The organism is uncultured Campylobacter sp., from assembly GCF_938045345.1.
In the GTDB taxonomy this organism is placed as follows: domain Bacteria; phylum Campylobacterota; class Campylobacteria; order Campylobacterales; family Campylobacteraceae; genus Campylobacter_B.
On the sequence record NZ_CALIMS010000047.1, the window covers coordinates 1 to 12,707 of the forward strand.

11 protein-coding genes are annotated in these 12,707 nt (G+C 48.9%); 8 read left to right on the plus strand and 3 right to left on the minus strand.

The genetic code is table 11. The annotated features are described in order from the left end of the window. The first annotated feature begins 95 nt into the window (after window positions 1-95). From Q0144_RS08300 to Q0144_RS08315, 4 genes are all read left to right on the plus strand, one after another. A complete protein-coding gene (locus tag Q0144_RS08300) occupies window positions 96-1,085 on the plus strand; it encodes a methionine ABC transporter ATP-binding protein (RefSeq protein WP_297924140.1) in 990 nt (329 codons plus the stop codon). 443 nt (window positions 1,086-1,528) lie between these two features. Then, the gene (locus tag Q0144_RS08305; protein ID WP_291936948.1) at window positions 1,529-1,762 is read left to right on the plus strand and encodes a hypothetical protein; all 234 of its coding nucleotides are present in this window, start codon (window positions 1,529-1,531) and stop codon (window positions 1,760-1,762) included. Continuing rightward, entirely contained in the window at window positions 1,762-2,424 is a 663-nt protein-coding gene (locus tag Q0144_RS08310) for a response regulator transcription factor (RefSeq protein ID WP_297881100.1), read from the plus strand. The genes Q0144_RS08305 and Q0144_RS08310 overlap by 1 nt, the downstream gene beginning before the upstream one ends. Next, window positions 2,417-3,589 carry a HAMP domain-containing sensor histidine kinase gene (locus Q0144_RS08315; protein WP_298063244.1) on the plus strand — a complete coding sequence of 391 codons (1,173 nt, stop codon included), beginning with the start codon at window positions 2,417-2,419 and terminating at the stop codon, window positions 3,587-3,589. Before Q0144_RS08310 ends, Q0144_RS08315 begins: the two co-directional genes overlap by 8 nt. Before the next feature lie 244 nt (window positions 3,590-3,833). On the opposite strand, the gene Q0144_RS08320 is transcribed toward Q0144_RS08315, so the two are convergent. The 3 genes from Q0144_RS08320 to pta all read right to left on the minus strand — a co-directional run bounded on the left by Q0144_RS08320 (window position 3,834) and on the right by pta (window position 7,816). Next, on the minus strand, window positions 3,834-4,457 hold the full coding sequence (locus Q0144_RS08320; protein WP_298063246.1) for a hypothetical protein: 624 nt from the start codon (window positions 4,455-4,457) through the stop codon (window positions 3,834-3,836). 528 nt (window positions 4,458-4,985) lie between these two features. Next, window positions 4,986-6,218, minus strand: a complete 1,233-nt coding sequence (locus Q0144_RS08325; RefSeq protein WP_298063249.1) for an acetate kinase — start codon at window positions 6,216-6,218, stop codon at window positions 4,986-4,988. Beyond that, entirely contained in the window at window positions 6,218-7,816 is a 1,599-nt protein-coding gene (gene pta, locus Q0144_RS08330; protein ID WP_298063253.1) for a phosphate acetyltransferase, read from the minus strand. The genes Q0144_RS08325 and pta overlap by 1 nt, the downstream gene beginning before the upstream one ends. Before the next feature lie 112 nt (window positions 7,817-7,928). On the opposite strand from pta, the gene Q0144_RS08335 reads away from it, so the two are divergent. The 4 genes from Q0144_RS08335 to lpxD all read left to right on the plus strand — a co-directional run bounded on the left by Q0144_RS08335 (window position 7,929) and on the right by lpxD (window position 12,270). Then, entirely contained in the window at window positions 7,929-8,669 is a 741-nt protein-coding gene (locus tag Q0144_RS08335; protein ID WP_298063256.1) for a helix-hairpin-helix domain-containing protein, read from the plus strand. Window positions 8,670-9,120: 451 nt separating this feature from the next. Beyond that, window positions 9,121-10,815 (plus strand): acetolactate synthase large subunit, encoded by a 1,695-nt coding sequence (locus tag Q0144_RS08340; RefSeq protein WP_298063258.1) that lies wholly within the window; start codon window positions 9,121-9,123, stop codon window positions 10,813-10,815. Window positions 10,816-10,817: 2 nt separating this feature from the next. Next, window positions 10,818-11,288, plus strand: coding sequence for an acetolactate synthase small subunit (ilvN, locus tag Q0144_RS08345; RefSeq protein WP_297916700.1), 471 nt, complete (start codon window positions 10,818-10,820; stop codon window positions 11,286-11,288). 31 nt (window positions 11,289-11,319) lie between these two features. Then, the gene (gene lpxD, locus Q0144_RS08350; RefSeq protein ID WP_298063263.1) at window positions 11,320-12,270 is read left to right on the plus strand and encodes a UDP-3-O-(3-hydroxymyristoyl)glucosamine N-acyltransferase; all 951 of its coding nucleotides are present in this window, start codon (window positions 11,320-11,322) and stop codon (window positions 12,268-12,270) included. Window positions 12,271-12,707 lie beyond the last annotated feature (437 nt).

Genomic DNA, 12,707 nt, shown 5'->3' on the forward strand with positions numbered 1-12,707 from the left:
GCGCTTCTTTCGCCAAAGAGCGCAGATGAGCTAAGGCGCGAAATTTTATAAATTTCCGGGGGCGTTTCGGCGGAATTATGAACGAGGAATTTTGAGTGATAAAGATAGAGAATTTAAAGAAATTTTACGGCAAAACCTGCGTGATCGACGATGTGAGTCTGGAGGTAAAGCAGGGCGAAATTTTTGCCATCGTCGGTCGCAGCGGCGCGGGTAAAAGTACGCTGCTGCGCTGCATAAACGGCCTTGAGGACTATCAAGAAGGAAGCCTCAAGGTCGAGGGCAGGGAGGTAAGAGAGCTAAGCGCCGCTCAGATCCGTGAGTTGCGCAAAAATATCGGTATGATTTTTCAGCACTTCGCGCTAATGAGCCGCCGCAGCGTCGCGCAAAACGTCGCCACGCCATTAGCATTTTGGGGCTATTCGAATGACCATGCGAAGCGCCGCGTCGCCGAGCTTTTGGAGCTCGTAGGGCTTGCAGATAAAGCAAACGCCTATCCCAGCGAGCTTAGCGGCGGACAAAAACAGCGCGTGGCGATTGCGCGCGCGCTTGCATTAAGCCCTAAAATTTTGCTTTCCGACGAGGCGACCTCGGCTCTTGATCCCAACACCACCGCGCAAATTTTATCGCTTCTGCGCCGCATTAATCGCGAGCTCGGCATCACGATCGTGCTCGTTACGCACGAGATGGAGGTCGTAAAGGGCATCGCGCAGCGAGCGATCCTGCTTAAGGGCGGACGCGTGAGCAACTCGGGCGATATCGTCTCGCTATTTTTGCATCCGGATGAGAATATGAAGGAGTTTTTGGGCGAGGAGGAGGTGCTGCCCGCAAGCGGCGTAAATATCAGGCTCTTTTTCCCGCCAGCAGTCGCGTTTGACAGCGTGATCACGCATATGGCGCGTGCTTTAGAGATAAATTTTAACATCGTCTGGGGCAAGCTTGAGCGCCTCGATAAAAACGTCGTCGGAAGCCTCGTGATCAACGTAGAGCCCGCTCACGTCGCGCGCGTGGAGGAGTTTATCAAAAACGCTGGCGTGATCTATGAGATCGTAAGCGAGGATGAGATCAAAAGCTGCGCCGCGATCTAGGTGCGATTTCGCGCCCTGTGCGCTTGCGCTGCACTAAATTTAAGGGCTTATGCGGCATGGCGAATTTAAAAGCTCGCGCGAGGTCGCGAACTCAAAGGCTGGCTCGGTGTTTTTGATTTGACGATCGCGTCGTGGCATTAGTCGTGGCATTACAAATTTAATTAGTTTAGCCGGCGGTTTAAATTTCTATTTTGCCTCGATAAAATAAGCTCGGCAATGCGCTGTTGGCGTGCGCCCTCGCTAGCTTTGATTCGCGTTTAGAATTCGACTAGCCGTAGCGAGCGATTTAAATTTCAGAGATCGCGACCGACCGAGCGCATTTAAGCCGCTCCGCGTTTGAAATTACAGGCGTTTAAATTTAAATTTGAATTTTTTTCGGAATTTCACACATACTTCACTTTTACGGAAGTATAATTCCGCTAATTTCTTTTAAGGAGTACGTAATGAAAAAACTTACTTTGTTTGCGCTTAGTGCGCTATTTGCTGGCACTTTTGCCGTAGCTGCCGACATGGGCATGAAAGATGAGATGAAGGACGCCAATACATCAATGCATAATGGTGCGAAAGAGATGAAGGGCGACATGAAAGATATGCACAAGGATGCTATGAAAGAGGGTAAACATATGAAGGATGAGATGAAAGGCGAAATGAAAAAAGAGATGAAAAAAGAGATGTAGTGAGTAAAATTTTACTCGTAGAGGACGATGAGACCCTTTGCGATCTCATCGGCGAATATCTAAAAGACGCGGGCTTTGACGTATGCGTTTGCAGCGACGCTCAAAGCGCCGCGGATCTTGCTTATGAACAAAAATTTGATCTTTTTATCTTTGACGTAAAAATCCCCAAAGGCGACGGATTCTCACTTTTAAAAGAGCTACGCAAGAGCGGCGATCGCACCCCTGCGATATTCGCCACGTCGCTAAATACGCTTGATGATCTTGAGGTTGGTTTTAAAAGCGGCTGCGATGATTATCTCAAAAAACCATACGAGCTAAAAGAGCTGTTGCTGCGCGTTAATTCTCTCATAAAGCGAAACTTCAGCCACAATTTTGATGATTTTGTAACTATTGACGACGAGTTTAAATTTTACTTTGCAAGCAAAGAGCTACGCAGATCGGGCGTGCCCGTCGCGCTTTCAAACAAAGAGCGCGAGCTGCTGGCACTTTTTTTACAAAATAAAAACAGGCTTTTAAGCAAGGATGAAATTTTCTCCGCGATCTATGTTTTTAACGAAACGCCAAGCGAAGAAGCGCTGCGAACTTATATCAAAAATTTGCGCCGCATCCTAGGCGAAGAGCATATCATAAATCGCCGCAACGCAGGGTATCTGTATGTCTGAAAAGACCGCTTTAACGCTTAAAATTCTATCTTTATATCTCATTTCAAGCGCATTATTTTTAGGATATTTTTTCAAGATAAATTACAGGATGAACGAAGCCGCGCTACTTTCGCACAGGATAAAAGAGCTAAAAGAGATCAAAATGATGATCTATATGAAAGCAAGTATGGATGGGCTGGAATCGCTAGCGGACTTTGAGCGCGAAAAGGGCGTGAGTGCGTGCATATTTAAGCCAAACTCTGATGAAATTTACGGCTGCGGCGGTGAGCTTGGAGCACTTGATAAAGCGAAGCTAAAGGCGGAATTTATAAGTGGCGGAAGGCTAGGAATTTATGAAAATCTGCAAAATATGGAGGAGCGAAACGCCTTTTCCAAGGCTAAAATCATTCTGCTTGGAAGTAGCGTGCAGGGCGAAATTTTAACGCTTCGTATCAAAACTGCAGCGATGATGATAGCGCTTTTGGGCGTAATCCTAGCCGTGGCGTTTTATCTGGTGCGGCTAGGCACCAAGCCGCTTTACGATAAGATTGACACGCTAAATCGCTTCATCAAGGATAGTACTCACGAGATCAATACTCCGCTTAGCATTATTTCTATGAGCGTTGAGACGATGCGGCACGCAGAGCTTGGAGAATACAACGCCAAGCGCGTCGCTAATATCGACCTTGCCGCTAAGACGCTTTCGCGCATCTACGAGGATCTCGTGTTTTTGACCTTCGGTATGAATAAGGATGGCGAGATTAGCTCAATCGATCTAAAAAGCCTCGTCGCTTCGCGCTGCGAATACTTCGCGCCGTTTATTCAAAAGCGCAGGCTTAGCCTTAAAACCGATCTTTCGGATGCGAGTATGAATGCAAACGTCTATGAAATTTCGCGCCTCATCGACAATTTGCTAAGCAACGCCGTAAAATACGCCGATGCAGGCGGCTACGTGGATGTGCGGCTAAGGCGCGGCGAGCTAGCGATCTCAAACAGCGGCGAGGGGATCGATAGGAAAAGGGGCGACGAAATTTTTAGGCGTTTTGCGCGCTTTAACTCAAGCGAGGGCGGCTTTGGAATCGGGCTTAGCATCGTAAGCGAGGTCTGCAAAAAATACTCCTTTTCTATCTCCTACGACAGCGTGCCGGGCGAGATAACGACCTTTCGCCTTACGTGGTGCGAATAAAATTTTAAAATTTAGTGAAATTTAAAATTTAAAAGCGGCCGCTTGCGGTTTAAATTTAATCGTCGCTTGGTCGCTTAAATTCCGCGCAAAGACTATCTAATCGCAGGGGGCGTTTAAATTTAATCGTCGCTTGTTTTTGTTCTAAAACGGAGCGCGGAATTTTATCGCCCGCTCGCTTTGCGCTCGTAAAATGACCCTAAAAGTTATGGGTGCGGAATGTTATTCGTCCGCGATTTTATAAAATTTAGCTTTTATTTCTCGATAGATATATCCAGTGGACTATATCGCTAAGCGAAATCACGACAAGCATACTCATAAACATCGAGGTGGCTGTGAAAAACGATATCCAGCCAAATAGGCTCTCTCTGCTCGCAAAAGTTGGAAACGTCCGTCCGCTGCCTACTCTGTGTGGGATGCCGTTTACGGCAAAATCGGCGTAGAAATAATTGTTTAATGCCCAGTAAGCGAAAGGTATAGCGAGTAATATCACAAATAGCTGCGTCTTGACGGCGGGAAGCTCTTTTTTGTATAAGAATGTGGCGATCGGACAATACACGCAGCTTAGCGCGAAAGCCGTTAAAATAGGTACCCACAATGCCGCGACGTAAAATTCCGCAAGCTGCGTATGCGGGCTTATTTTGCCGATCGCGGCGATGTTTGGAAAAAACCGCTTCATAAATTTAACGAAGTCCGCGCATGCCGCGCTTGCGTCTAAAATATTTTCGGGCAGCACGAATACGCTAAGCGCCGTGATCGCAAACAGCACAAAAACCGCCGCGTAAAGCCGCCCGAAAAATTTAGTGAATTTCGTATCGGGATACGGCGTATCTTGCTCTTGCGCGCCTTGTGAATTCGGCAAATCGCTCATCGTTCGCTCCTTTAATAAAGTTTGCGTGCCAAAACCCGGCTTGCGCTAAATTTTAAAATTTTATGCCTTATTATCCGGTAAATTTCACAATAAGGACCTGTTTTGGAATTTTGCGGTCAAATTTGAAATAAAATTTATTAAATTTAACCGAGCAATGCTTTTTTACAAACAAAGTCTCGCCGCTTCTAACGCGCAGTGAGGCAGATGCAGGTTGGGGCGGTGGGGTCTGCTTGAGGTCGCGAGGCGAGGCCCAGGCAAAGTAAAAAGGGCGCTTCGCAAGTATAGCCCCTTCCGCTCCGCCTCTTCCGAGAAAGAATTTAAGCCTTATCGGAAGCGACAAATAAAATTTAAACCCGCGCGTAGCGTAGCAATTTCTCGTATCGTCTTAGCCAGAAAGCCACTAAAATAAAGAAAGCCCTTTCATTTCACGCAAGCTCGCAGCCAAAACCTAAAATTTAATTGCTTAACGAAAAAGGCAAGTTGGCGTTGCTGCTCGCAAAATAACCGCAGAACCTCACTAGATAGAATTTAAAATTCCGAGTATTTCTGATAGTCGATCTGCGCGGAGTTTTTGTTGATCGTATCGACCGTAGCTTCAGCGATCGCAAGTTCCTCGTTGGTGGGGATTACGAGCGTTTTGATTTTACTATCCGCCGCGCTTAAATTTCTAATCGAGCCGGTATTTTTTGCGTTTTTTGTCGCATCGATTTCGATGCCGATATGAGCGAGCTTCTCGCAGACATTTTGCCTAAAATGCGGCGCATTCTCGCCGATACCGCCGGTAAAGATCAAAGCGTCCACGCGCCCGAGCACGGCATAATACGCTCCGATCATCTTAACGACGCTGTACACGAGCATCTCAAACGCGAGTTTCGCGCGTGGCTCGCCGCCTTCCATCTTTTCATATACTTTTCGCAGATCGCTTGCGCCGCAGATGCCCAAAAGTCCGCTTTTTTTGTTCATTATAACATCCATATCCTGCGCGTTGTAGCCCGCGACGCGCTCGATGTATGGGATGATAGCGGGATCGATCGAGCCGCATCTGGTGCCCATGATGATGCCTTCAAGCGGCGTTAGCCCCATTGAGGTGTCGATGCATTTGCCGTTTTCTATGGCGCTCACGCTAGAGCCGTTGCCAAGATGTAGCGTAATGGCGTTGAAGTTTTCGTATTTCTTACGTAAAAATTTCGCTCCCATCGTCGAGACGAACCAATGCGACGTGCCGTGCGCGCCGTAGCGACGAACCTTATATTTTTCGTAGAATTCATACGGCAGCGCGTACATATACGCATACGGTGGGATGCTTTGATGAAAGATCGTATCGAAAACTGCGACATTTGGAATTTTAGGAGCGATCTTTAGGCAGGATTTGATGCCCGCTAAATTTGCGGGATTGTGTAGTGGTGCAAGCGGCGCAAGCTCGGCGATTTTAGCCATTACGTCCTCATCTATGAGTGCAGGAGCGTCGAAATAATCCGCACCTTGGACTATTCTATGCCCGATGCCGCCTACTTGAGTTAGATCTTTGATTACTCCGCTTTGTTTTAAAAGATCAATCGCGATTGCGATCGCGGTTTCGTGATTTGGAATTTGCTCGTTTTCAACCTTTATGCTTCGTCCATTGGCGCAATTGATGCTTCCGCTTGCGTGCGTCGATCCGATCTCCTCGATGAGCCCACTCGCGATGCAGGCGTGATTTAGCATATCGTGGAATTTAAATTTAACCGAGCTCGAGCCGGAATTTATGACTAGGATATCCATTAATTCTCTCCCGCTTGAATTGCGCTGATAAGTATCGTATTTACGATATCGGCGACCTTGCAGCCGCGGCTTAGATCGTTTACCGCCTTTTTTAAGCCCTGTAAAATCGGCCCGATCGCCACGGCGCCTGCGGTGCGCTGCACGGCTTTGTAACAGATATTTCCGCAGTTAAGATCGGGGAAGATAAATACGTTCGCACGCCCTGCGACCGAAGAGCCCGGCATTTTTTTCTTAGCGACTGCGGCATCGACTGCGGCATCGAATTGCAGCGGTCCGTCGATTGTGAGCCCCGGCGCCTTTTCGCGCGCTTTTTGCGTCGCCGTTTTGATAAATTCTACGCTCTCTCCGCTGCCGCTATCGCCGCTAGAGTAGCTCAGCATCGCCACACGCGGCTCAAACCCGAACGCCTTTGCGGTCGCGGCGCTTGAGATCGCGATACCTGCCAGATACTCCGCGCTCGGGCTCGGCGCTACGGCGCAGTCGGCAAAAAGCAGAGCCTGCGTATCCAGGCACATTATAAACGCGCCGCTAACGCTTGCGATGCCGGGCTTTGTCTTGATGATTTGAAGTGCGGGGCGGATCGTCTCCGCAGTAGTCGTGCCGGCACCGCTTACCATCGCATCGGCTAGCCCTTCATACACGAGCATCGTGCCGAAGTAGGTGCGATCGCGCACTAAATCGCGTGCCTGCGCCTCGCTCATACCCTTCGCCTTGCGAAGCTCATAAAGATCAAGCGCAAATTTTTCCAAGCTCGCATCCGTCTGCGGATCTAAAATTTTAACGCCCGCTAAATCGAGACCTAGCTTGTTTGTGCTTTTTTGCACTTGATCTTGCTGCCCTAAAAGGATCAAATTTGCCGCACCGCTTTGTTTTATAATCGCGGCTGCGCGCAGAATTCTCTCATCGTCACTTTCTGGAAGCACGACGGTTTTAACGTTCGCGCGAGCCTTGGCGTAGAGCTTGCTTTCAAATTTCAACGGGGTTAGAATTTCACAGCGCGTGGAGTTTGCGGCGTCCGTGAAGTAGCTTTTGTCGGCAATGACTTTATCAAGCTCTATCGCGCCGCTTTGGCAAGCAGAATTTTCGTCGTGAAATTTTGCATCGCTTTCGCAAGCGGAATTTTTGCCGCAAAGCTCCGATTTTTTAGAATTTGCACCATCTTGCGCAGGTCTTAGCACGGAAAATGAAATTTTATCCTCATATATGCTGGCAAAGCTTACCGCTTTTGCTGCGGCGATCAAGCGCGTGCCGATGCGCGCGGCAACTTCGTTAGGATAAAATCCGCAAACGGGGATATTTAGATCCTTTGCGATTTGTAAATTTAGCTCGCGCAGATCGGCTCCCGCTACGCCGTGAACCAGCACAAAATTGCATTGCTCTAAAATCTGCGTAAAGCGCTCTATCGCCGCCTTTCGCACGCGCTCATCCTGCCCGTTTGCAAGCGCTCTTTCAAGCTCACTCCTGCTAAAAAGGGCATTATCGCCAGCGATGCAAAGTTGCAAAACGTTGTGAAAGCTCATGGATAAAATTTTATCTAGTTTTTTTAGCTCGGATTGGTAGGCGGCGGGTTCGTCGCATAGGAGCAAAATTCCGTTCATCGGTTGATCCTTTGAAATAAGATAGGCAATTGTAGCAAAATTTTGCTTGCGTGTTAATCAAAGATTTATCGTGAGGGTTTAGAATTTCGTAACTTCCAACAAAGGAGCGCACATGAAAAATTTAGTGATTTTGGCTCTTTTAGTGAGCCTCGCCGCGGCGAAAATCAACATAAATGAAGCTAGTCGCTACGAGCTGATGACGATCGGCGGGCTTGATGCGGGTAGGGCGGATATGCTTATGCAATACCGCCAAAAGCGCGAAATTTCAAGTGCAGATGAGCTAAAGGGCATCAACGGCTTTGCAAGTTACGATACTGCTAAACTGCAGAAGAGCTTTGAAATATCGCCTAGAGCTAACGTGCAGCAGCCGGTGCAGCCTGATCGCGATATAGTCGTAGTCGAAAAGACCCGCACCCGCACGGTTTACGGAGGCTCTACTTACAGGCGCGTGGAAAATTACGGAAACGGCATCACTATTACTGAAACCGGTACTTTTCCGCCTCCTCCTCCACGAGGATATGATAGACGCGGCGGCATGCTGCCTCCTCCTCCGCCACCGCCACCTGGTGGTATGATGCCACCGCCTCCCCCGCCTCCTGGCGGCATGCCACCACCTCCGAACGGAGGTATAAAACCGCCTCCTCCACCGCCACCTCCTCCTCCGCGTGATGATTATTCTCGCAGGAGAAGTTCTAATAGTATGAGCGATAGCGAAATTGGCGGAAGCTCGCGCCGTAACATGCCGGTGCCTATGCATATGGGAACGATCCGCTCAAAAAGATCCAGTAGCGTCACAAGCTTCGGCAATTGCGATCCGCAAAGCGGCGACTGCGTTAGCGTCGGCGTACAATAGGGTTTTTAAAATTTAATTTTACGCGGGCGGAATTTTAGAATTTTATAATCGAGATTCCGCCCGCCCTAAATTTACGGCTAAATTTTAAAATTTTGTAGCGATGGAATTTAAAATTTACGCTGGCATCGCTCTGCGCTACGATAAAATTTCAAAGAATTTTGTAAATTTAATCGAGCCTAGCGTGGTAAAATTTCAATCTAAAATTCTATGTTAAAACTGATGCGCTGTGTTTTGTCAAGATAAAATCTGCACTTTAAAATTTTAAATCCGAAATCCAGCCGCATTATAAATTTTAAATTTGCCTTTTCTACTCTCGCTAAATTCTGAAATTTTGCCCCGTCTTGCTGCTATTAAATTTTAAATTCGACCCGATTTAGCGCCTAAAATTTGTGAAATTTAATTTACAAAATAATATAATCACAAAATTATTCCAACGAAACAGGATGGGCGTATGAAAGAAATTAGCGGATCGCAGATGATCGTGGAGGCGTTGCGGCAGGAGGGGGTCGAGGTGGTTTTCGGCTATCCGGGCGGCGCGGCGCTGAATATTTATGATGAAATTTACAAACAAAAATACTTCAGACACATTTTGGTGCGCCACGAGCAGGCTGCGGCGATGGCTGCGGACGGATACGCGCGCGCTAGCGGCAAGGTCGGCGTAGCAGTCGTCACGAGCGGACCAGGCTTTACGAACGCGCTTACGGGGCTTGCTACGGCGTATAGCGACAGCATCCCGGTAGTGCTTATCAGCGGGCAGGTGGCGACCTCGCTTATCGGTACCGATGCCTTTCAAGAGATCGATGCGATCGGAATTTCACGCCCCTGCGTCAAGCACAACTATCTAGTTAAAACGATCGAAGAGCTGCCTAGAATTTTAAAAGAAGCCTTTTACATCGCTCGCAGCGGCAGACCGGGGCCCGTGCACGTTGATATTCCCAAAGACGTAACGGCGAAGCTAGGCGTTTTTGAATATCCTAGTGAAATCAAGATGCAGACTTATAAGCCGAATTATAAAGGCAACGCTAAACAGATCAAAAAAGCCGTTGAGTTAATCGCAAACTGCAAAAAGCCTATCCTCTACATCGGCGGCGGCGTCATCAGCGCGGGTGCAAGCGAGCTGGTGCGCGAGCTTAGCGAGTTTGCGCAGATCCCGGTCGTGCAAACCCTTATGGCGCTAGGAGCCGTGCGAAGCGACGATAAATTAAATTTAGGTATGGTCGGAATGCACGGCAGCTACGCCGCAAATATGGCGCTTAGCGAGTCTGATCTGATAATTTGCTTGGGCGCGAGATTTGACGATCGCGTCACCGGTAAGCTTAGCGAATTTGGCAAAAACGCAAAGATTATCCACGTCGATATCGATCCTAGCTCGATCTCTAAGATTATAAACGCGGATTATCCGATCGTGGGCGATGTGAAATCGGTGTTAGAGGAGATGCTGCCGCGCATTAAAAGCGAGGTCAGCCCTAAAAATTTCGAGCAGTGGCGCGAGCTCATCCGCAAATACGATGAAATTCACCCGCTTAAATTTAACGACAGCGATGAAATTTTAAAGCCGCAGTGGGTTATCCAAAGTACCGCAAAAATCGCTGGCGAGGATGCTATCATCGCTACGGACGTGGGTCAGCATCAGATGTGGGTCGCACAGTTTTATCCGTTTTGCAAGCCGCGCACTCTACTAAGTAGCGGCGGGCAGGGTACGATGGGATACGGCCTTCCTGCGGCATTGGGCGCGAAGGCCTATGCGGGAGATAGGCCCGTTATAAATTTCAGCGGCGACGGCTCGATTTTGATGAATATCCAAGAGCTGATGACTGCTAGCGCGAGCGGCCTAAACGTCGTAAATATCGTCTTAAACAACAATTTCTTAGGCATGGTGCGGCAGTGGCAGAGCCTATTTTACGGGCAGCGTTTCTCATCGACCGATCTTAGCTCGCAACCTGATTTTGTAAAGCTTGTCGAGGGTTTCGGCGGCGTGGGCTTTAGCGTTAGCACCAAAGCGGAATTCGAAGATGCGCTGAAGCAGGCTCTTGCGAGTAAGAAAGTAAGTGTCATCGAGGCTAAGATCGATCGCTTCGAAAACGTCTGGCCGATGGTGCCCGCGGGCGGCGCGCTTTATAATATGATTTTTGAGCAGGAGTCGTAAAGATGAATAGCATAAGAAGAGTAATATCGGTCGTCGTTACCGATGAGCACGGCGTTTTGTCGCGAATATCAGGGCTTTTTGCGGGGCGCGGCTATAATATCGACAGCCTTACCGTTGCACCGATCCCAAACACCGGTCTATCGCGCCTTAGCATCGTCACTTCGGGCGATGAGCGCGTCATAGAGCAGATCACTAAGCAGCTTCATAAGCTGATCCCCGTCTACAAGGTCATCGATGATGCAAAATTCGTCGAAAAGGAGATGGTTTTGGTAAAGATCGCGCTGGGCGAAAATTTAGCGGGGCTCGATGCAGTTTTAAAAGCCTACAACGGCAGCATCGCAAACAGCGACGACAGCAAGATCGTCATCATGGCGTGCGACGACGCAGACCGCATCGATGGATTTTTAAAGACGATAAAAAAATACAATCCGATCGACATCGTACGCGGCGGCAGCGTCGCGCTGGATATGTAAGCGGCGATAAAATTTAATCAAAGGAGCGCAAATGAAATTATCCAAAATTGCCGAAATTTTAAACATAGAGCTTAGCGGAGCGGATGCGGAGATTACCGCGATAAATTCGCTTCAAAACGCAAGGCAAAGCGAGCTGAGCTACTGCGACAGCGACAAAAACGAGAAATTTTTATCTGCCACCAAAGCGGCCGCCGTGCTAGTAAAAATCGGCACCGCAGCCCCAAGCGGCGTGCGAGTGCTAGAGTGCGAAAATCCGCATCTAGCCTTTGCGATCCTAAGCGCGCATTTTGCTAAGCCGCTCATTCGCAGCGGCGCGCCCGCAAAGATCGCCGCTAGCGCGCAGATCGGGCAGAGCGTGCATATCGGCGCAAATTCTACGATCGGCGAGGATTGCGTCATTTTAAGCGGCGCGTATATCGGCGATGACGTGCATATCGGAGACGGCTGCATAATCCACGCAAACGCCGTCATCTACAATGACACGATCATCGGCGAGCGCTGCATAATCCACGCAAACGCCGTCATCGGAAGCGACGGTTTCGGCTATGCACACACTAAAACGGGCGAGCACGTTAAAATTTATCACAACGGCAACGTCGTGCTGCAAGATGAGGTCGAGATCGGCGCGTGCACGACGATCGACCGCGCGGTATTTGGCTCGACGATCGTTAAGCGCGGTAGCAAGATCGACAATCTCGTTCAGATCGGGCACAACTGCGAGCTTGGGCAAAACTGTCTCATCGTCTCTCAGGTAGGACTTGCGGGTTCGACGACGCTTGGGCGCAACGTCGTGATGGGCGGACAGAGCGGCAGCGGCGGGCACGTAAGCGTGGGCGATTTCGCTCAGATCGCGGCGCGCGGCGGCATAAGCAAGGATCTAACGGGTGGCAAAAACTACGCAGGGCAGCCTATAATGGAGCTTAGCGAGTGGTTCAAGCTGCAGGCTAAGATCGTTAGATTTTTTAAAGATAAAAAGCACTAGCCGTTTTGCCTTGGCTGACTTGCTTTAGTCGGTTCGGTTGATCGGCTTGATTTGATAGTTTTGATCGTTCGCTCTGATAGACTCCTCTAGCCAGCTCGATTTGATCGGTTCGCGTCGTTTTAGTGAAGTTTGAAACCGTCAGGCAGTTGGTGATTGTGGAGCGGTTTGCGCTGCCATCTAGCCTAGGCTTCAGCGTAGCTTGCGACCGCCGCGGCGGTAAATTTTTGCCCTTTTATCGGCGAAATTCTGCCCGCGCCATTTTTCATCGTGTGCTTGCTTTGTGGGCGCGGTAGAATTTAATCTACTCGTTTTGAAATACGTTTGCTCGCAGTCATTGCGGCCAAGCTTTACGAGCGCTTTAAATCAGCGCAAATTTAATGAAAGGAAAAACGATGATAGAGATGTTTTTATGCTCCTATTTTGCGGGTGCGGCGACG